General features: G+C 41.8%; 20 protein-coding genes. 5 read left to right on the plus strand and 15 right to left on the minus strand.

Annotated elements, in window-relative coordinates:
- Window positions 1–10: 10 nt before the first annotated feature.
- On the plus strand, window positions 11–1729 hold the full coding sequence (locus MP622_RS11805; RefSeq protein ID WP_016168261.1) for a cation:proton antiporter: 1719 nt from the start codon (window positions 11–13) through the stop codon (window positions 1727–1729).
- A 63-nt stretch (window positions 1730–1792) separates the two neighbouring features.
- Here MP622_RS11805 and MP622_RS11810 read toward each other — a convergent pair whose 3' ends face one another.
- From MP622_RS11810 to MP622_RS11870, 13 genes are all read right to left on the minus strand, one after another.
- Window positions 1793–2071 carry a hypothetical protein gene (locus tag MP622_RS11810; RefSeq protein WP_016168262.1) on the minus strand — a complete coding sequence of 93 codons (279 nt, stop codon included), beginning with the start codon at window positions 2069–2071 and terminating at the stop codon, window positions 1793–1795.
- A 109-nt stretch (window positions 2072–2180) separates the two neighbouring features.
- The gene (locus MP622_RS11815) at window positions 2181–2684 is read right to left on the minus strand and encodes a DUF6586 family protein (protein WP_016168263.1); all 504 of its coding nucleotides are present in this window, start codon (window positions 2682–2684) and stop codon (window positions 2181–2183) included.
- Between the two features lie 75 nt (window positions 2685–2759).
- Complete coding sequence (locus tag MP622_RS11820) at window positions 2760–3122, minus strand: ASCH domain-containing protein (RefSeq protein WP_243791086.1); 363 nt, start codon at window positions 3120–3122, stop codon at window positions 2760–2762.
- A gap of 41 nt (window positions 3123–3163) precedes the next feature.
- The gene (locus MP622_RS11825) at window positions 3164–3415 is read right to left on the minus strand and encodes an RNA-binding protein (protein WP_004943769.1); all 252 of its coding nucleotides are present in this window, start codon (window positions 3413–3415) and stop codon (window positions 3164–3166) included.
- A gap of 98 nt (window positions 3416–3513) precedes the next feature.
- The gene (locus MP622_RS11830) at window positions 3514–5502 is read right to left on the minus strand and encodes an ATP-dependent helicase (protein ID WP_243791088.1); all 1989 of its coding nucleotides are present in this window, start codon (window positions 5500–5502) and stop codon (window positions 3514–3516) included.
- Window positions 5503–5886: 384 nt separating this feature from the next.
- Window positions 5887–7029: a glycerate kinase gene (locus MP622_RS11835; protein WP_243791090.1), complete on the minus strand. Its 1143-nt coding sequence runs from the start codon at window positions 7027–7029 to the stop codon at window positions 5887–5889.
- Window positions 7030–7123: 94 nt separating this feature from the next.
- Window positions 7124–7696 carry an HdeD family acid-resistance protein gene (locus MP622_RS11840; protein WP_016168267.1) on the minus strand — a complete coding sequence of 191 codons (573 nt, stop codon included), beginning with the start codon at window positions 7694–7696 and terminating at the stop codon, window positions 7124–7126.
- Between the two features lie 134 nt (window positions 7697–7830).
- A complete protein-coding gene (locus MP622_RS11845; RefSeq protein WP_243791092.1) occupies window positions 7831–8589 on the minus strand; it encodes a hypothetical protein in 759 nt (252 codons plus the stop codon).
- A 5-nt stretch (window positions 8590–8594) separates the two neighbouring features.
- On the minus strand, window positions 8595–9398 hold the full coding sequence (locus tag MP622_RS11850) for an NYN domain-containing protein (RefSeq protein ID WP_243791094.1): 804 nt from the start codon (window positions 9396–9398) through the stop codon (window positions 8595–8597).
- A 97-nt stretch (window positions 9399–9495) separates the two neighbouring features.
- Window positions 9496–12141: a type I DNA topoisomerase gene (gene topA, locus MP622_RS11855; protein WP_243791096.1), complete on the minus strand. Its 2646-nt coding sequence runs from the start codon at window positions 12139–12141 to the stop codon at window positions 9496–9498.
- Between the two features lie 36 nt (window positions 12142–12177).
- Entirely contained in the window at window positions 12178–12627 is a 450-nt protein-coding gene (locus MP622_RS11860; protein ID WP_044740087.1) for an ammonium transporter, read from the minus strand.
- A 70-nt stretch (window positions 12628–12697) separates the two neighbouring features.
- A complete protein-coding gene (locus MP622_RS11865) occupies window positions 12698–13690 on the minus strand; it encodes a hypothetical protein (RefSeq protein WP_104441129.1) in 993 nt (330 codons plus the stop codon).
- A gap of 132 nt (window positions 13691–13822) precedes the next feature.
- Window positions 13823–14068: a SlyX family protein gene (locus tag MP622_RS11870; protein WP_016168273.1), complete on the minus strand. Its 246-nt coding sequence runs from the start codon at window positions 14066–14068 to the stop codon at window positions 13823–13825.
- Between the two features lie 33 nt (window positions 14069–14101).
- Here MP622_RS11870 and MP622_RS11875 point away from each other — a divergent pair, with 33 nt between their 5' ends.
- Complete coding sequence (locus tag MP622_RS11875) at window positions 14102–16012, plus strand: ATP-binding cassette domain-containing protein (RefSeq protein ID WP_151504539.1); 1911 nt, start codon at window positions 14102–14104, stop codon at window positions 16010–16012.
- A gap of 114 nt (window positions 16013–16126) precedes the next feature.
- Here the strand turns inward: MP622_RS11875 and MP622_RS11880 are convergent, their stop codons facing one another.
- Complete coding sequence (locus MP622_RS11880; protein WP_243791097.1) at window positions 16127–17098, minus strand: acyltransferase family protein; 972 nt, start codon at window positions 17096–17098, stop codon at window positions 16127–16129.
- Between the two features lie 358 nt (window positions 17099–17456).
- On the opposite strand from MP622_RS11880, the gene MP622_RS11885 reads away from it, so the two are divergent.
- The 3 genes from MP622_RS11885 (at window position 17457) to MP622_RS11895 (ending at window position 20357) form a co-directional block, all read left to right on the plus strand.
- Entirely contained in the window at window positions 17457–18089 is a 633-nt protein-coding gene (locus MP622_RS11885) for a LysE family translocator (protein WP_044740091.1), read from the plus strand.
- Between the two features lie 130 nt (window positions 18090–18219).
- A complete protein-coding gene (lpxL, locus tag MP622_RS11890) occupies window positions 18220–19155 on the plus strand; it encodes an LpxL/LpxP family Kdo(2)-lipid IV(A) lauroyl/palmitoleoyl acyltransferase (protein WP_044740092.1) in 936 nt (311 codons plus the stop codon).
- 95 nt (window positions 19156–19250) lie between these two features.
- On the plus strand, window positions 19251–20357 hold the full coding sequence (locus tag MP622_RS11895) for a glycosyltransferase family 4 protein (protein WP_044740093.1): 1107 nt from the start codon (window positions 19251–19253) through the stop codon (window positions 20355–20357).
- Window positions 20358–20655: 298 nt separating this feature from the next.
- On the opposite strand, the gene MP622_RS11900 is transcribed toward MP622_RS11895, so the two are convergent.
- Window positions 20656–21774 (minus strand): endonuclease/exonuclease/phosphatase family protein, encoded by a 1119-nt coding sequence (locus MP622_RS11900; protein WP_243791099.1) that lies wholly within the window; start codon window positions 21772–21774, stop codon window positions 20656–20658.
- Window positions 21775–21794 lie beyond the last annotated feature (20 nt).

Raw genomic sequence — 21794 nt, forward strand, 5'->3', positions numbered from 1 at the left:
GGAGTTTTTAGTGCCACATAATGTAGACCTCATCATATTACTGGCTTTTGGATTTGGACTTGCACTTGTTTTTGGTTACCTTGCGGCTCGTTTACGCCTCCCTCCGCTGATTGGGTATTTAATTGCAGGTATTATTATTAGTCCGAACACCCCAGGAATTGTTGCGGACATTCAACTTGCCAACCAACTTGCCGAACTGGGTGTCATGTTCCTGATGTTTGGGGTCGGCATGCACTTTTCACTAAATGATCTCCTACAAGTCCGACGCATCGCACTGCCTGGTGCCATTTTACAAATTGCAGTCGCAACACTGTTAGGCATTGGGGTTTCCATGCTTTGGGGATGGAGCTTTGGTTCCGCACTGGTGTTTGGTCTGAGTTTATCTTGTGCCAGTACAGTCGTATTACTCAAAGCCTTAGGTGATCGAGGTCTACTCAATTCGGTCAATGGTAAAATTGCAGTAGGCTGGCTCTTGGTTGAAGATCTGGTCATGGTCTTAGTGTTAGTGTTACTGCCTGCAACAGCAGTATTGCTGGGTGGTGAATCCATGACTACTCATGGTGGCAACGATAACATTTGGCTTACCTTAGGACTGACGTTATTAAAAGTTGCAGGCTTCATCGCCTTTATGCTGATTGTGGGTAAACGTCTTGTCCCGTTGATTATGCAGTTTGTTGCCCGTTTAGGCTCACGTGAGTTGTTTACCCTCACCGTGGTTGCTGCGGCTGTTTCGATTGCATTTGGTGCCTATAAAGTCTTTGGCGTTTCTATGGCACTTGGTGCATTCTTTGCAGGTATGGTCGTTAAAGAATCCGACTTTAGCCACCGTGCCGAAGAGGAAACTCTACCTTTACGTGAAATCTTCTCGATTCTATTTTTCGTTTCGGTTGGTATGCTGTTTGATCCGCGTATTTTATGGGAACAGCCTGAACATGTCTTGGCGGTCGTTGCAATTATCATGATTGGTAAAACCATTGCAGCGATGGCACTGGTGCTGTTTTTCCGCTATCCGATCAATACCGCCCTAACCGTGGGTGCGAGTTTGGCGCAAATTGGAGAATTCTCCTTTATTCTTGCCACTTTGGGACTGTCCTTAAAACTCCTTTCCCTCGAAGGACAGAATTTGATTCTGGCAGGGGCACTCATCTCCATTACCTTAAACTCTTTTATTTTCTCTGCAATCGAACCCCTTCAAAACTGGATTCGCGAGCGCTCTTCACTGGCACGTTTGCTAGAACGTAGTGGTGATCCTCTGGCGATGTTACCTGATGAAGTTTCACAAGATTATCTGCGTGATCAAGTCGTGATTGTCGGACATGGCGAAGTCGGACGTCGCATCACCAAAACCCTGATGGCAGAAGACATTAAAGTAGTGATTGCGGAAGAAAACCGCGAAATCGTAGAAAACCTACGTGAAAAAGGCATCGCTGCTGTCTCTGGTGTGGCGACCGAACCTGGCGTACTGATTCAAGCCCATATTCAACATGCGCGATTATTGGTGTTATCTCCTATGGATATTATTGATATCCATAAAATTGTTGATATTGCCAAAACCCTAAATCCACAAATTCAGGTCTTAATTTGTGCAGAAAGCAAACAAGAAGCCGAAGTGATTCGCAAGGAAAACATCGGCGACGTCTATTTTGCCAAAGAAGAAATGGCGAAAAATATGAGCAATCATATTCTTAATCAAATTGAAATTGCTCATCATCAAGCACCCAGCCATTAAGCTACCACTTCATTCTAAACATAAAAAAAGCGCACCTCATGTGCGCTTTTTAGCCAATATGGATTAGCTCATAAACTGTGGTTTTTCGTCCACAACCTCGGCTTGCCATTCATTCACTTGTTTTTCAAGCAAGCCAAATAAAGCTGCCTGAATCATGTGCTGTGCAATCACGGCTGTTTGGTCACCCAATAACGCTTTAACTTCATCGTTAAACTGAATTTTGACCAAAGGTTCTTTTTCTGAGCCTGCATTTCGCAACGCCAACTCACCACCTTCAAGTTGAACCAACTCTAGAACCGCTTCCTGATTCCCAAATAACTCTTTCAATTGCTCTATAGACATATGTTCCTCCATGTTCAACATGGTGGCAAAGACCTGTTGCACTTTGCATTGCTTAGACTAATTAATATCGGGTCAAAAATCTAAACTTCAAGCGCACGCTATTTTTTCCTTAAAATTCGACCATTTCATTACGAAAGCCATCAATCAATTGGGTTAAATCACGATGCCACTCACGTAGAATTTTGGTATCTGGCAACCATGCCTGAGGGGTCTGGGTAACCTTAATAATCAAATTAGACGATGTTTCATCTTCTGGTTCTGGTGCACTGGGTTCTGGTGCGTACTGGCACATGCGATAGGCGCGTTTCAGCTCTGCAATAAAGCCATCTTTAGAGAGCTGCTGCATAACCACCACCTCAGGAGAAACCTGCCCCTTGGCAGCCATTTGTTCTTCAATTGACTTTAACGTCGGCTGTAAGTCATTTAAACGGTAATAACGCACCAACTCCTGCAAGAACGCAAGCACTGCCCCATGCAAATGAAAAACCGCAGCTTCACGGTAAGCTTGGGCTTGTTGAATATGATCGATTTGCTCTGCTTGCTGACACGACAAACGTGCAAAATATAATTTCTGGTTGGTTCGGTCGGCATGAAAGCGAGCTACACGAGACATACAATTTTCCTAATTTCTTGGCATGTGTTACAGGCCTAAGATTAAACTTAATTGAATTCAATGCACAATAAAAAATTACACCGCATCCAATTCTACCCAATAAATTTTTCTTCGAGCTGGTATATCCACAGGAGGATGAATAGGCCTAACATTTTCAATGACCCAAGCCCAATAGCCATCTTCCCAATAGTTTACTTTAGCCTGTTCAATCTCACTTTTCTGCCAAGCATGAACAGATGAAATATCCACCCATGCAACCGCTCGACCTAATTCCTCATCTCCATCCCGATTCAGATAATGTGCATTTTCAACAATAACCAAATCCTTCAGAGGAAGCTCATTGGGGCGCCATGAACGAATTTCCAAGGTTTTTATGCCTTCAGCAATATAGCTTCCCGATGGCGCAACAATCGATATAGCAGGATAAATTCTTCTCATGATTTTCCCATAAAAAAAGGAGCATACTCTGCTCCTCTCCTTTAAGCCTGTGGCTTATCTTCAGCCTGCTTTACACGAATTCCTGTCCCATGTAAACGCAAAGTATTTAAACCTTTAATAGCTTTCACCGCTTCACGACCATGTGGCATCTCCACAAAAGCAAAGCCTTTAGATTTACCTGTTTCAGCATCTAAAACCAATTGGCAGGTTTCTACTGTGCCATATTGTTGAAACAGTTTCAGTAACTCAGCTTCTGTGACCGTACGTTCTAAATTACGAACTAAAATTTTCATTTAACAACCTTCAAAAATAGGCAAAATCATCAAAAAGCAATCGCCTACGCTACTTTCTGAACATTGCACATCAAATACCACAATGTAATTTGCTTAGTTTAATCGAGATTAATCCCAAAATCTAAATTAATCGACTGTCGTTCAATTAAGGCGCTTTTTACCGTTTGCTGGCGGGGTTTATGATGCGTTTCCAAGGTACATAAATTTCGGGTGAGATCATTTAAGAAGTAACTTTCAACTTTACGCCCTTGCTCATCCACCACATCTCGCGCCCACAGATTCAGATTTTGCTTGGTAAGAATAAGTTCATTCTGTGCACGAGTCAGCGCAACATAGAGCACCCGACGTTCTTCCTCGACCGCGTCAAAGTCCCCCTGAGCACGCGCATGTGGGTACTGACCAGCCGTCACATTTGCAACGTAACACACTTTCTGCTCCGTACCTTTGGCAGAGTGAATGGTAATTAATGTGACTACATCTGTATCCGACTGACGTTCAATTTCAGAAATGGAAACAGGGTCAAGTACATATTCCTCAAGAAATTCGCTTAATTGTCCATGTTTGGATGCCAATTGTTTAACCAACTCAAAGTCACCTTGGCGACGGTTCCAGTCTTTTTTATAGTTCTCGGCCAATTGTGCTTCAATTGCTTGAATACCCAAACTAACACACGCTTGTACTTCCTGCTTCAGCACCATCATCTGTTTCATCATCAATAAGGTTTCAACAGGAATACGTCCAAATTGTTCTAATTGATTAAAAATCAGTTCGAATTCAGGTTGAAGTAACAACTGTTGTGCCAGACGACTTGCCCCCACATCACCCACCCCATTCCATAGGGTAAGAAAGCGCATCCATGCAATATCATCCAAAGGATTGGCAATCACACGCAATAAACTGAGTAAATCTTTTACATGTGCTGTTTCAAGCAGTTTCATCCCCCCAATAAAGCGATACGGGACATTGGCTGCAATACATGCCGCTTCAATATGCCGCGCAGCAAAGCTAGAACGGACCAAGACCATATGATCCGACCAGTTATGCCCCTGCAAATAATGACGCTCTTTAATATCAATTGCGATCCATTTGGCTTCATCAAACTCATTCGGGAAAATATGCATGCGCGGCTTAATTCCCTCACCTCGATAGGCATCAAGACGCTTGTCATATTGAATTTCAGATTGATCGAGCAACCAATTGGAGAGGTCTAAAATTTCTTGCGTGGAACGATAGTTTTGCTCAAGTTTAAACACTTGGGCATTCGGCACACGCTCTTTAAAATGATGAATATTTTCAAAATCGGCACCGCGGAAACCATAAATGGACTGCGCATCATCGCCAACACAGAACAGACTCACTTGATCTTTCAAGGGTTCAAGCAATGCCCACTGTAAGGGATTGGTGTCTTGCATCTCATCCACCAACATGTGCTTACAAATCGATGCGACATAATCAACCAAGCCTTCAGATTGATCGAGTGCTGAGGCCACAATCGCCAAAATATCATCATAGTCCAGAAAGCTACGTGCACGCTTGCGTGTCTCATACTCTTGCATGATCTTGGCGATTTGATCTTTAAATGCCAAATATTCAGGATGTTGCTTTTCTAAAGCATCGCTCAATTTTTGGCGAGTATTACGCGCAAAAGAATACAAATCACATAGCTCTTGTGGCTTTGGAAGTTGATTTGGATTCTTCTTGTCATCTTTACCGCGAATCAGGCGGAACATCATCAGTTGATCATCCCGATCAATAATCGAGAATTGCTCTAAGCCAAAGGCTTTCGGTACACGGCGCAGCAGGTACATACAAAAAGTATGAAAAGTCGATGCACGTAGTCCTTGAGCTTGCTCCCCCAAAGCCAACTCGACCCGCGCCACAATTTCACTGGCTGAACGACGGGTAAAAGTTAAAATTTGAATTTGATTGGCAGGAACCCCTTGCTCAATGAGATAAGCCGCACGCGCCACAATGGTTTTGGTTTTACCACAGCCAGCCCCTGCGAGCACCAGACTGTGTTGCGACGCAGTCGTGGCAGCTTGTTTTTGTTGCGGGTTTAATTCATCAATTAGGCTGGCTAAACTCATAATGTCTCATCGTGCTGGGGAGATGGGTAGTTTAACAGAGCTATAGATGAATTATGAATTTTAGCCTGATGATCACGACATCGTTTGATCTATAAAAAATGAGCCGATCAAAATAAATCATTACAGATCAATAATAACCATGACAATGGAATAAGCATTAAATCAACAAAAATATCTGGATTTAATTTATAAAATTTGTCCCGACTGATACGCCAATTTTTAATTTCAAAAAAAAATTTGATACGAGACAAAACGGCATGGATGCCGTTCGTTGGATTGAGGTATAAGGATATATCCTCAATCCAACAAAGGATTTTTGTTACTTTTCATCCTTGAAAAGTAAGGTATTCCCTACACAAAAAGTATTTAAATTTATTGTGAATATTACGGCCTTAGGGTTAAGATCCTAGCAACATTCTGACAGGTTCGTTCCAAATTCTTCTCAGCATTTTCTAAAGCGGTTTGCAAATCACATGCCCGATCTACAATGCCGAAAATTGCAGTAAAACCTTCTGCATAGAGCTCCTCTATGCCCTCACCCACATAACCTGCACAAGCAATCACAGGCGTATTCAGCCTTTTGGCAACTTGTGCGACACCATACGGTGTTTTACCAAATTTAGTCTGGAAATCTATCCCACCCTCTCCAGTAAAGACAAAATCGGCCTGTTTGATTTTTTCAGCCAATTGTGTCTCTTCAATCACAATTTCCACGCCAGAACGAAGGGTTGCTCCTGCAAATACCATTAAGCCAAAACCCAAACCACCTGCGGCACCCGCGCCAGCAATATGAGCATAATCCACTTGGAGTTGCGATTTAACCAAACCAGCAAAATATTTTAGGTTCTGATCCAATTGCTCCACCATGGTTGGATTTGCCCCTTTTTGTGGAGCAAATACGTAAGCCGCACCGTATTCACCATAGAGTGGATTATTCACATCACTGGCAATCAGCATCTCAACGTGTGCCAATCGAGTATCTAAATTTGATAAATCAATCTGGCTAATCTGATGTAATTGCCCGCCACCCTGAACCACCTCTTTGCCAGTAACATCTAAAAATCGGACACCAAGTGCTTGAGCCATACCCATGCCTGCATCATTGGTAACACTGCCACCGAGTCCAATAATGATTTTTTTAACTCCATGATCAAGAGCCAGTTGAATCATTTCCCCCGTTCCAAAGGTCGATGTTAAAGCAGGGTTTCGCTCCGAAGGCTCCAGTAAATGAATGCCATTGGCTTTCGCCATTTCAATCACAGCCGTTTGCCCTTCATCAATCAAGCCAAAATATGTCTCGACTTTCTGTTCTATGAAAGGCCCTGACACACTACAGCTCACCATCTCACCGTGCGCAGCCGCAATCAAAGCATCCACTGTTCCCTCACCGCCATCTGCCATCGGGACATGGAGATATTGAGCATCTGGAAAAATATGTTGTAAGCCACGTTGCATGGCTTGGCAAGCCTGTTGTGCAGTCATACTTTCTTTAAAAGAGTCTGGAGCAAGTACAAAGGTTTTAGGCATCGCAATTGTGCTTTTTAAGATGGACTATACTCAATCATACGCAATAAAAAAGAGTGCATATAGCACTCTTGATCCACTTAATCAGCTGTAATAATTACACATCAGCTGAACTTTTTGGCACCTCATGCTTAATATAAGAGGCCAAAGTTAAATAGTTAATGCCTTGGAATAGAATATCTATCGCCAAAAACATACCCAACACCCAAAACGGCGCTGTTGGTGACATTAAGATAATCACCCCTGTCATAAAGGTAAGAACTCCTGAAAACAGTGTCCAGCCCCAACCTGCCAAAGGCCTGAAGATAAAAGCATTAATACTTCGTACAATCCCTGCGATCACCAAAAAAATAGCCAAGAAACTGGTCAATACAATTGCAGTTTTTACTGGTGTGGTAAAAGCATAATAACCCGCAATCAGATAGAAAATGGCAAAAGCAGCCCAAAGCCAGCGATAACCACCTTCAAAGATTTTAAAAGCTGCAATAAAGTGGAGTACCCCACCAATCATCATCAAAAGACCAAACAAATAAACTGCAGATAAGGTGGCAAATGGTAAAGATGCTAATAAGACTAGACCAAATAAAGTCAGGAGCACCCCTAAAACCAAGTACCATTTCCGATTTTCATGTAATTGATGACGAACAAGATCATTTCCAACTGTTTTCATAATTTTTCTCAAGTACTTACAATGGAATGCAATTATTGTGGTCTTTTTTTCCGTAACTGTCTGTTATCAATCTGCATCTTTTTTATCCACATTAGTCTTCCCTTCTGTGGATAAAAAAACACTTATACACAGCTTTATTTAATCCAACCAATTTCCAGTGCTGTAATTTCGTTGAGTAACGTATCTTGTAAATGGTCTGGCATTTTACTTTTATCGGCAGAAACAGGAATGTGCCCCGCCATTAACTCTGCTTTGGCTTGTGGAAATAAAGGCTGTTGTTTCGGATAAGCATAGCCTTGAGGATAGAGCGGTTGTCCTGTCGCAACGTCATATTTATCGGTTGCACCAAAGGCATGTAATAACTCATGTACCAAAACAATTTGATTCTGCTCATTTTGTTTTTTACTGGCATACAAATTCACTGCACCAATACGGCCTTTTTCCAAAGCAGTAGAGTGTTTTAATTCACGTGTACGTTCGGGATCGTAATAATTTAAATACAGCGTAACTGCAGAAGTACCATCACTGCGTTCATGCTGTTGCCAATCATAAAAGCGGAATTTGAGACTCCACAATATGATATCGAGCATGTTTGCCTGCTCTGGTACCTTTGGTGGTTTTTGGGTTAATTCACGTCCTAAATTTAAATAAACGTGTATAGGTTGACCACGATAATGTGCTGACATTTGCTGGAGATAAGGCTGCACAGCCGCAAGATCACTTAAAGATAATTGTTGAATATACTGTTGTGTACTAGCTTGATCATCGGCATTAATAGGATGCAGCAATACAATAATCGGTTTATCCCAGTTCTGATTTTGATCACGCCAAGCGTTTACCGCCACAATTAGCAAAATCAGCAATAAGCACAAGATTCTAATTTTTTTCCACATTTCTTTTAAGCACTCTGCTTCTTCATTTTTCTTAAATACATTTGACTCATTTCTACTTTTGTTTCAAAAAGATTTAATGTTTTAATTAAACCTGAGAGTTTTGCTCTACCATAATTGCGAGAATCAAAATCTGGTTTCACCGCACTAATATATAGCCCAACCATACCTAAATTTGCCCACCCATTCTCATCGGCATTGTCTTTTACTGCTTTATAAATCAGGTTCAAAGTGCCACGATCCATAACATCTATCACGATATTATCTTTCAATTGATTCGCAAGTTTTGAATCAGATGTTTTACTAGAATCGAATATTTTTCTGACCTGTGCGTTCGTTACTTCTTCATCTTCTGAATTTTTAAGTTCATTTTCCGAAATCAAATTTTCAATAAAAATAAATTTATCACAAGCCTTTCTAAAGGCTTCTGGTGTAGATTTTTTACCAAAGCCATAAACGCTTAAACCATTTTCACGAATACGCGATGCTAAAGGTGTAAAGTCACTGTCACTAGACACAATGCAAAAACCATCTAATGCACCTGCATACAGTAAGTCCATTGCATCAATAATTAAAATCATATCCGTCGCATCTTTACCTTTTGTATAAGCAAATTGCTGAACGGGAGTAATTGCATGAGGTAATAAAACATCTCTCCATTTCTTCAGAGTTTCATTACTCCAATCACCATAGACTCGCTTTACGCTTGCAATCCCGTATTTAGCTACTTCCTCCAGAACAGATGAAATGGCACCAATAGATGAATTATCTGCATCAATTAATACGGCAAACTTTTTCGTTTGAATGTCCACAACTCCCCCAAAAAAATAATATTACTTTCTTATATAAATCATTGTGACATAAAAAATGCCCACCGAAGTGAGCATTTCTATTCAAGCATTGATGTGGTTAAGCTTCAACCCACTTTCCATCTTGGAAAACCAAAGACCATTTGGTCTGTTTTCCTTCAAGCGTTTCCGAACCAATATATTGTGCTTGGTTCTTACGGCTAAATTTTACCAAGGTTGGATTGCCTTCTGGGTCAACATCGGGCGCTTGCAAAATAAATTGGTATTTTGGATCAAGTTGATCAGCAACAGAACGTAACTCGGACACTTTTGGCGCACGCGTTTCACGGATTTTCGGGAATTTGCTCGCTGCTAAAAATAGACCTGCTGCCCCATCACGTAATACAAAGAAATCATCGTGCTTGGCGGAACGCAAGTGTTCCATTTTGATTGGATCGACACGCGGTGGCGCAGGCTGACCGCTTTTCAATACCTTTCGGGTATTGTCACAACTCATGCAAGCAAAGTACGGTCCAAAACGACCTGTCTTGAGTTGCATTTCGCCATCACATTTGTCACATGGAATGGTTGGACCATCATAACCTTTGATTTTGAACTCACCTTCTTCTAGCTCAAAACCAGCACAATCAGGGTTATTACCGCAAATATGCAGTTTACGCCCGCCATCGATGACATAACTGTCCATTGCAGTGCCACAAATCGGGCAGCGTTTTTTCGACATCAAATCTGCTGTTTCTGCAGAATCATCATCAGAAAGTGCAGCCAAAGATTCCACAGGCGTTAAGTTCAGTGTACCTTTACAGCGTTCTTTCGGTGGCAAGTTATAGCCTGAACAGCCCAAGAAGACACCTGTCGTGCCTGTACGAATCTGCATTGGTCGAGAACATTCTGGACAATGTACCGCATCCACCTCTACAGGTTGATTGCGGCGCATACCGCTGTCACCCTGAGCTGTAGTTAAACGTTTCTTAAAGTCTCCATAGAAACTATCCAGTAATTCTTTCCAGTTCCGTTCACCTTCCGCAACTTTATCCAGTTGACCTTCTAAGTCCGCAGTAAAGTCATAGTTCATCAGGTTATTGAAACTTTCATCCAAACGGTCAGTGACAATCTCACCCATTTTTTCAGCAAATAGGCGACGATTTTCCAGTTTCACATAACCACGGTCTTGAATAGTCGAAATAATTGCAGCATAAGTTGATGGTCGCCCAATACCTTTTTTCTCAAGCTCTTTCACCAATGACGCTTCAGTAAAACGCGCAGGTGGCTTAGTAAAGTGCTGTGAAGGGTCGAGTTTTTCCAGATTTAATACCTCACCCACTTTCACCGCAGGCAAGAGCACATCATCATCGGATTTGTTTTGACCACGAACTTTGGTAAAGCCATCAAATACCAAGGTACGACCTTTGGCTTTCAGTTCAACACCATTGGCATCGACCAAAATTGTAGAAGATAAATATTCGGCAGGTGTCATCTGACATGCCACAAACTGACGCCAGATCAGATCATACAAACGCTGTGCATCACGCTCTACACCCGCCAAACTATCGCCTTTTAAACCGACATTGGATGGACGAATCGCTTCATGAGCTTCTTGTGCACCCGCTTTATTGCCATAACGATTTGGTTTCGCAGGAAGGTATTTTCCGCCAAACTCAGTTTCAATATGGTGACGCACCATATTCACCGCATCGTCACTTAAAAAAGTAGAGTCCGTACGCATATAGGTAATAAAACCTGCTTCATACAAACGCTGCGCCAACATCATGGTTTTCTTGACTGAAAAACCTAAACGCGTGCTGGCTGCTTGCTGTAAAGTCGAGGTGATATAGGGCGCACTTGGATTGACCTTGGTCGGTTTATCTTCACGTGCTGAAACTTTATAATCGGCATCTTTCAAAATTTTCAATAAAGCATCAGTTTCTGCTTTATTGCGTAATTTGAGCGTCTTACCTGCTTGCTTCACCGCTTCTAAACGAATTTCATCGCTTGAAGATTTGGTGTCTGCAAACACCTGCCAATATTCTTCAGGAACAAAGGCACGAATTTCACGCTCACGTTCTACCACCAGTTTGACGGCTACAGACTGAACGCGTCCTGCAGATAAACCACGGGCAATTTTCTCCCACAATAAAGGAGAAATCATAAAGCCAACCACACGGTCAAGGAAACGACGCGCCTGTTGTGCATTGACTTTATTGGTGTCTAAACGTGCTGGATGCTTAAAGGCTTCTTGAATGGCATTTTTGGTAATCTCGTTAAATACCACACGCTGATAACGCGAATCATCACCGCCAATCACTTCTTTTAAATGCCAAGCAATCGCTTCTCCTTCACGGTCCAAGTCCGTTGCGAGATAAACTTCATCGACTTGCGATGCCAGTTTTTTTAATTCAGCGACCACATTTTCTTTGCCTGGTAGCACTTCATAATGTGCCTTCCAGTCATGTTCAGGATCAACCCCCATACGGTTAACCAAAGCTTGTTGTGCTTTCTCCGCTTTTTGTGCTTCGGTCAATTTGGTGCGAGTTGCTGTGGTTTTTTTATCCGCAGTTTTACCTGAACCACCCGTCGGCAAGTCACGTACATGACCTACAGAGGATTTTACAATGTAATTTGAACCTAAATATTTGTTGATTGTTTTCGCTTTTGCAGGCGACTCCACAATCACTAAGGCACGTTTATTCCCAGCATCAGAAGCTTTTGCTGTTGTGCTTTTGGATGTGGATCGAGGAGCATTCGCCATAGTTAACCGTTTTTCCTATTTCAGTAAATCTTAAAATTAAACTTCAGCCAAAGCATGTAAGTATGCTTTGATATCTTCTAATTGGGTTGCTTTTAAATCAGCTTCTTCATCCCAATAGAGTCCTACACAGTTTGCCTGCATATCAATAGCATAAATGCCTTTTAATGCAATTGGAAAATTATTAAATTTTTCATCACCATGCACTAACTTGAGCTGTTGATCTTCAACACGGGCACGCATCAGCGGCAAACGTGCATCTGGAATCAGGACACTATAATATGCGACCATACTGGCACGATTTGAAGATGCCAACGGAATTTTAGTCCAATCTGGTGCTGCCACTAAGCGTGGGTGTAACCCCATTTTTCGTGCTTTTTCGCGCATTATGCCCAATGCTTTTTCTCTAGGGCTAACACGGAGTCCTAAAATTGACCCGAGCACAAATACAATAATGACAACAGCAACCCAAATTCCTGTATTTTCCATAGCAAAACCTTTTTTGTCTTTTATTAGAGTTGCATAAGCACAATATAAAACGCAAGTTGGAACGATGAAATTAATTTAGGAACATTTCATGACTATATAAGACTTCATGTCCGTTCCAATAAATATAACCTTTCTCAATCAACTCTTTGAGTAACAAACGTACATCCGCTTTGGGAAACATTTGCTCTAATAAATCACGTAAGGCGTAGATGTCTTTCGGCTTATCATTTTTCAATTCGCGTAGCTTTTTCGCCACTTCAAGCTGTACAGGGTCAATTTTTCCAAAATCTTTAAACAAAGCATCTTGTGCCTTTTGCAAATCTGGTTCCGCAGAGGGTAATTCGGCCGAAATCTGTAACTGCTCTACTGCTTGCGCTAGGTTGGTTGAGGGCACCAACTCTGCTTGGTCTTGTTCAAGATGTAGCTGCGCCCACTGCTTTAATACTTTCTTACGAAAGTTAATCTGCTCATCATAACGTTTGACGATTTTCAGGTTAATCAACATACCGACCACGTGCTGCGCTTTCTCTGGCACTAGCTGAAGAATGTTCATGACAGAATTTTTTAATGCATCCACTGTATTGGGTTTGCCTGACATGTTTGCCAAAGCATCACAATACTGCTTCACCATTTTTAAGTACGGTTTACGTTGAATGACATCTAAGCTTGGAATTTTATATTTGGGTTTGCTAATTTCAGCTGCATCTTGAATTAGAGTCAAGCTACAAGTCAGTGCCGACCCGCGCATTAATTCAATTAAAATAGCACTGGTTTTTGCTGCCGAAATGACTTCTACATGGGTGTCGGGTTCGAGTAAAGCCATTAACTGCCCAACGACTACCGCATATTCAAACTCTTTCTCTTTAGCTTGAGCCGTGTCTAAAATCACCACTTGCCCTGTATTGACCCACATCGCAAATTCAGTCAGATCTTCCAGCGTATACGCAAACTGCCCTTTGCAATTAAACAAATACAACGTCGGATAATGCTGCACCAAATCGCGTAGCATTTTTGCCGTTGGCATATTATTTTCTAGATCGAACAAAACCGCTTTAGCAGACATAAATACAAAATCATGAGAGATAAGCAAAGAGCGTGCATTAGAACGGGAAGCGGGCAAAAGGTCAAGCCTAGCCCATCTCTCTCTTGTTGGAGATACAAGAATAAACCATGCCAATCAAGCGTCCCAACTAGATCAATAGTGCGGTGGTCTATTGCTTAAAGGGTCAAAAGCTTCGATCCCTTCAGATAAATCAGCAGATTCTACCCGTTGATAAAGAAGCTGCATTTGTTTTTTTAAATCAGCGATTTCGGCATTTTGGCGAATCACTTGTTCATTTAACTGTTCAACTAAATCATCTAAAAATGCAATTCGGACTTGCAAATCTTCAATGGGTGCGGAAAATGACGCGTGATTATCTAGATTTTGTTGTTTAGTCATTTAAAGTCCTCATTTGAGATTTCAGGAAACATTATGGCCTATATTACGTTAAGGGATGTCCAACTTGCATTTGGTGGACCTGCCCTACTCGACGGCGCGAATTTTAACCTAGAACGTGGCGAACGAGTGTGTTTGATTGGCCGTAATGGTGAAGGTAAGTCGACGCTACTTAAACTGATTGAAGGCAGTTTACTCCCCGATTCTGGCGAAGTCTCCATTCAGAATGGTTTGACCGTGTCCATGTTGGCACAAGACGTTCCTATGGACTCTGGCAAAGTTGCAGACATCGTAGCAGAGGGTGCAGGTGAAGCTGCGACTGTGCTTAAAGCATACCATGAAGCGAGTGATGCCTGCATCTTAGGTGATATGAACGCTTGTGATCACATGGGCAATTTGCAACACAAGTTAGATCAACTTGATGGTTGGGCTTTAGAAAATAAAGTTAATTCTATTCTAAGCAAAATGGGACTTGACCCAAATGCAGATTTGGCTGATTTATCGGGTGGACGTAAGCGTCGTGTCCTATTAGCACGTGCCTTACTTACTCAACCCGATGTCTTGCTTCTAGACGAACCGACCAACCATCTAGATGTTGAAAGCATTGAATGGTTAGAAAAATTCTTACTCGATCAAAACAATTTAACTTTATTGTTTATTTCGCATGACCGCTCATTTGTAGACAGTATTGCCACCCGTATTGTCGAACTAGATCGTGGCACATTACGCAGCTACGAAGGTAACTACTCACGCTACCTCGATCTTAAAGCACAGCAAATGGAAGCCGAAGAAAAGCAAAATGCTTTATTTGATAAACGCTTAGCAGAAGAAGAAGCATGGATTCGCCAAGGCATTAAGGCGCGTCGTACGCGTAATGAAGGTCGTGTTCGTGCCTTAAAAGCGCTGCGTGAAGAATCTAAAGCGCGTCGCTTCCAGCAAGGCAAGGTCAGCATGGCCACCCAAGATGCCAATCGTTCTGGAAAACTGGTCTTTGATATTGAACACCTCAGTGTTTCTTACGATGCCAAACCGCTAATCAAGGATTTCTCGGCACTGGTCATGCGTGGGGATCGTATCGGTTTAGTCGGTGATAACGGGGTCGGAAAAACCACCTTGATCAAAGCCATTTTAGGTGAAATTGAACATGGGGGTTCTGTTAAAACAGGAACCCAGCTGGAGATTGCCTATTTTGACCAATTACGTAATGCACTTGACCTTGAAAAAACCGTCATGGCCAACGTGTCGGAAGGTTCTGATTTTGTCGATGTGAATGGTAACCGTCGTCATATCTACAGTTATTTACAAGACTTTTTATTCTCACCTGAACGTGCCCGTACGCCAGTTAAAGCACTTTCAGGTGGTGAAAGAAACCGCATTCTGTTAGCCAAATTGTTACTCAAACCATCCAATTTAATCGTGATGGATGAGCCAACCAATGATTTGGATATGGTGACTTTAGAACTGTTAGAAGAAATGTTGTCTGAATATAAAGGCACTTTACTGTTGATCTCACATGACCGTGCCTTTATGGATAACGTTGTGACTTCAACTTGGGTGTTTGACGGCAAAGGTAACATTGATGAATACATTGGCGGCTATCAAGATTACTTGGAACAGCGTCCTGATCAAAAAGTGGTTGATCAAAAAAGTGATGTGAAAAAGGCACAAGCCAAAGCTGAAGCGGCTGCCGCGGCGGCAACGTCTGCACCAAAAAAGGTGAAGTTGAGCTATAAAGACCAGCGAGAGTTAGAACAACTCCCCGCTGAGATTGAAAAACTCGAAATGGAACAAACCCAACTTTCAGACAAGTTAGCAGACGGTTCTTGGTTTGTTTCAGATGCTAATGCCGCAACTCAAGCGTCACAGCGTCTGGCCGAAATTGAAGAACAGTTACTGGAAAAATTGGAACGTTGGGATGAATTAGAAAACCTCAGCAAAGGGAACTAATTTAACTTTCAACTGTCCGATTGGCTGATTCATTCAGCCAATCGGGCTTTTTTTATATTCTCTGTTTGTACCAACAACACTTAAAATTGAATCAAGCAACAGTCGATGACTCGGTTATTTCTGCCACAATTTATGTGTGGGTCTCAGCAACCACTGTGATAATTGGCGGATCGTCTGATCAAAAATCCGTTGTTGTAGTAACCAACAGGTCAAAATTGACAACACCACACAAATCAATATTTCCACTGCCACAGGCAAATTGAGCTGAATCATTCGTGCCAGCCAAATCACCACAAAACCATGTAACAAATACACAGGCAAAGTGTTTTGCCCCAAGCGTATGAAACGTGTTCCCAAACCCTGAAATAATGCCAACAGCATCAGCACCCCCCAACTGGATAACATAAAGCACATTAGACGAATTACACTTCCCTGCCATAGCTCAACTTTGAGTTGGGTATAACTTAAACTGCCATACCACCAGAATTGACTTAAATGGGTCCAATACAAGATACACATCATGAAAGCGAGGCTCAGACTTGCCCACAACAGCGCATGACTTTGCTGTTGTAACTTTTGCATGATGGACTGACCATATCGGCAACCTAAAACGAAAAAAGGCAAAAAGACACAGATTCGTCCAATTGAGTAGGCATAGTTATTCCACGGCGAAAAACCAATCCCTAAAGCAATCAGTACCGCAAATACAAGCGCAAAATGGTTGGCATGAAACACATGCATAAATAGCATCCAAACCATCATCCCCACCAGATACCACATCAGCCAATAGGGTCGTTCAAACAGGCTAATGTGCCATTGTCCAGACATCAAAGCATCCGATGCCAAATACAACAGTTGGAAAGGGACATAGAGTGCAATAAAAAAGAGGATGTTTTTCGACCAATTTTTATCTTTATACAACATACCTGAAATAAAAATAAAAGCAGGCATATGTATGGCATAAATGGTTTCAAGCAATAACTGGCTAGTTGCTTGTGACCAACCAATCATCCGCTCTAGAAAGTGCCCCAACACCACCAGAAAAATTAGACCTGCTTTTGCAGTATCAATCGCATGGCTTCTCATCTATAAATGCCATCAATCAGAAATATATCCCTAGTCTAACACCACCGTTTTAAGTTGCTTCACATCCATAAGCTTTAATCATTGGGGATAAAGTAGATTCCTTTTTTTCCATCGCACAACCCATTAAGACTAAGCCTAATTTCAAGAGAATAGCTCAGCAAAAAGTACAGGTCCCCCAATTGGATTCACCTCATTCAGTAAAAATAGAAAATCTAAAGGTAGAAAATATTAAATTTATAATCTTTTACGGTCTTCATGAAAATTGAAGCTGTTAAAGCAAACCTTTCGCTGCTCAAATCAGATTTATCAACAGCAATATGCTATACCTATCAACATAAGAATAACTGAGCCTTTGATCATGTTGGATTTGTCACAAATTTTCGCATTTGCTTTGGTGAGCCTAGCAATGGTCCTCACCCCTGGCCCGAATATGATTTACCTCATTTCACGTTCAATTTCTCAAGGAAAAACAGCAGGTTTCATTTCTTTAGGCGGCGTAGCACTAGGCTTTGTCTTATACATGCTCTGTGCTTCTTTTGGGATCACAGCGCTCATTGTGGCAGCTCCATATGCTTATGACACGATTCGTATTGTAGGGGCTGTCTATTTACTCTGGTTGGCATGGAAAGCTTTACGCCCTAATGCAGCTCCTGTTTTTAGTCTCAAAGATTTATCTTTCGATTCACCGTTAAAATTATTTTTAATGGGCTTTTTCACCAGTTTGCTGAATCCTAAAATTGCGATTATGTATTTGTCTTTATTGCCACAGTTTATTCACCCACAGCAAGGCAGTATTTTAGCGCAGTCTATTCAACTCGGTACGATCCAAATTTTTGTCAGTGTTTCAGTAAATGCCGTTATTGTTTTTTCTGCTGGCAGCATTGCACTTTTTCTACAGCGAAAACCACTTTGGGCAAATGTTCAGCGTTGGCTCATGGGCACAGTTCTCGCTGGGCTTGCAGTACGCATTCTTCTGGAAAGTCGTCGTTAGACTGCCATACCCAAACCAGCAGATGGTGACGGACAAGGTTGATCCTGATTTTTAGCGTGGATAACCTTGACCAAATCAGTTCATGCTACACTTTGCACAGTCTTAACTTTTTCAAACTAATTATATCGTTATGAGCCAAGCACAGACCTATACACCTGGTGAATTTCAATGGTCATTCCTCCATCCTAAATATTGGGGGATTTGGCTTGGCATCGTTTTCTTAATGATACTGGCAATTTTGCCGTGGGCAATTCAATATCGCTTAGCCACTTTTCTTGGAAATCTAGCATTTACTAAACTGAAATCCCGCCGTAAAACTACGCTGCGCAATTTAGAAGTCTGTTTTCCAGAATGGAGTCCAGAACAAGTCCAAGACAATGCTCGTCAGGTCTTTGTTGATCAAATGCTTGGGGTTTTTGAAACACTAAATGCTTGGTACTGCCCACAATGGTTTAAAAATCGAGTCACTATTGAAGGTTTAGAGCATATCCAAACCGCACAAGCAGCGGGTAAGGGCGTCTTACTGCTCGGCACTCATTCCACCTTATTAGATGCAGGTGGTTATTTATGTGCACAATATTTTGAACCCGATGTGGTGTATCGTCCACAAAATAACCCTTTGTTAGACATGCTGATTTATCGTTGTCGTGCCACGATTTATGCCAATCAAATTGACCATGATGATATGCGCGGTCTGATTCGCAACTTAAAAAATGGACATGCCATTTGGTATAGTCCAGACCAAGATTTTGGTTTAAAACAAGGGGTGATGGCTCCCTTTTTTGGGGTGCCCGCCGCAACTGTTACAGCACATCGACGTTTATTAAAAATCTCTAAAGCCGTTGCTGTGCCCCTATATTTCTACCGTCATGGTGATGTGGCCAATCCCAAATATCATCTATTAATTGAACCTATGGTGGACAACTTGCCAAGTGAAGATGAAGTGGACGATGCAACACGCGTTAATCAAATTATTGAACGTCAGCTTCGAATTGCACCGACCCAATACATGTGGTTTCACCGTCGTTTTAAAACCCGCCCAGAAGGCTATGAAAAAATTTATTGATGGTTGATCTTGGCTAGAAATGTTATTTCCTGCTCTAAATTTTATTTTATACGTGACTCGAACGGCACAACAGAACACATAAGGATAAAAACTCAATGAAAGTGATGCAGCTTCTTCCTGAACTGAATAGTGGTGGTGTTGAACGTGGCACACTCGAAATTGCTAAAGCGCTCATTCAGCAAGGGCATGAATCATTAGTCGTTTCCAATGGTGGGCGAATGGTGGCACAGCTTGAAGCGGAGGGTTCTACCCATTTAACCCTGCCGATTCACAAAAAATCACTATCAAGTCTGTGGCAGATTCGTCCATTACGCCAACTTATTCAACAGCACCGCCCTGATATTGTGCATGTCCGCTCACGCGTTCCTGCATGGTTGACGCATTTTGCTTTAAAAGGCATTCCTGCTTCACAACGCCCGCATCTGATTAGCACTGTACACGGTTTCTATTCGATTAATCGTTATAGTGCAATTATGACGCAAGCAGAGAAAGTCATTGCGGTTTCGGACAGTGTGGTGCAATACATCACAGAACATTATAAAAATTGTCCCCCACAAGATATTGTGCGTATTTACCGTGGTATCGACTCCAAAGCATTCCCGCATGGGTATCAACCATCAGTACAGTGGATTCAACAAACTTTAAAAGACTTTCCTCAGCTCGAGCATAAGTTTCTCTTATGTTTACCTGGTCGTATTACGCGGCTGAAAGGACATGAAACATTAATTGAATTGATACAACAATTACATACTCAGTTTCCCTATCTCCATGCAATTGTGGTTGGCGGAGCTGACCCTAAAAAAGCAGCTTATTTAGATGAATTGCAACGCAATATACAAAGTCGGGGCTTAGAACATCAGATTACCTTTGTCGGTCATCGCTCCGATATTCGTGAATGGCTTGCTTACAGCGATGTAGTCTTGTCTTTGTCTAATCAGGCAGAAACCTTTGGACGTACGGCTTTAGAAGCTTTGTCAGTAGGGACACCCGTGATTGGCTGGAAAAGAGGTGGAGTTGCTGAAATTTTATCTTCGGTTTATCCGCAAGGTCTTATTCCTGTAGATGACCAAGCTGAACTTATTCGTGTCGTCCAACATCATATTGAACAGCCTCAACATGTGGCTCCTGTCACGCAATTTAGCTTACAAGACATGTGTGATCAGACTTTAGCACTCTATCAACGTATAGTAAGTTCGTCATAATTTTTAAATAAATTTCGAGTATCTTAAAACACATAACCCGAGTTCTGCTTCCTGCAAAACTCGGGTATATGAGGTTGTGCTTTCAATCATAATTTTTGTTTTAGTGTTTGGTCATCCTAACCAGCCATCATTTCCGTGATGATTTTCCTTCAGCGTCGTCTTCCTTAGCGGGATGTTCCGTTCCCTGTTCCTTGTGCTGATGGAGTAAGAATAAAAGAATTCTGAAAGTTCTACCATTCGTCAGAGACCGAAACCTTTGTAAGCAATTTCGTACACAATTTTTTATTTAGTTTGCCTACTATTTCTCATTTTTATAATCCTGTGCAATTTCATCTGTCACTATTTTTTCTTCACGCTCCGCTTTTTCAATTCCTTCTTGTATTGCAGCCTGCGCTTCTTGTTCATCTGCATCCGTTTGCTCCAATTCCTCTTGCTGTTGCTCAAATACACGCCCCGTTTGTAATTTGACATAGATTGGAAAGTGATCTGAACCTATATGCGGTAAACGCTGCATTTCAATAAGTGCAAAGTCTGTACTGTGAAATACATGATCGAGTGACCAGCGTAAAAAAGGATAATCGGCATGAAAAGTATTCACATAATGCCGCCCAACTCGCGGATCGAGTAAGCCACTGATTCGTTGAAATAGACGTGTCGTTCGTGACCAAGCCACATCGTTCAAATCACCCATGACAATACAGCTTTGATCGAGCTCTTTAATTTGATCACCCACAATCAACAATTCAGCATCTCTTAACGTTGAATCTTTGGCTTCTGTCGGACTAGGCGGTTTCGGATGTAGACAATACAACTGTACTGGCTGTCCAGAAGGCAACAGTACCGTGGTATGAATTGAAGGAATTTCATCACTTAAAATAAATTTAACCTCTGTATCGATGAGTTTCAAGCGACTATACAAATGCATCCCATACAAATTATCCAACGGAATCGGGACACAATAAGGGTAACTCTCTTCAAGCACCTGTAGCGCCCGTTGCCAATGCTGATCTGTTTCCAAAGTCAAAATCAGATCGGGCTTAAATTTGCTAATTTGTTCAATGAGTAAATGATGTTGAGTATTGGGTGTGAGTACATTCGAAACCAATAATGAAATTTGTCGTTCTGGCTGCAATTGCTCGTGAGAAACAGTCTGAACCTGTTTTTTCCACACAAAAGTATAAGGCAATACCATTTTTAACTGATATGCCAAAGCTGCGATTAACGCAACCAAAATCAGCTCACGCTGTAAATCCCAAGGATTAGGCCAAAAAATCAGTAAAATAAAGGCTAAAAGCCCCAGTAGCAAAATTTGCAGTCGTGGAAAATCTGCTCCGCGAATCCACCATTCATCACGCGGAATCAATGACCAAAACGTCAGCATCACCACCGTGATTGCCAAGATTTCCACCCAAATCATGTTATTTTTCTCAATCTTTT

The organism is Acinetobacter sp. PK01 (assembly GCF_022819285.1).
Taxonomy (GTDB): Bacteria; Pseudomonadota; Gammaproteobacteria; order Pseudomonadales; family Moraxellaceae; genus Acinetobacter; species Acinetobacter tandoii.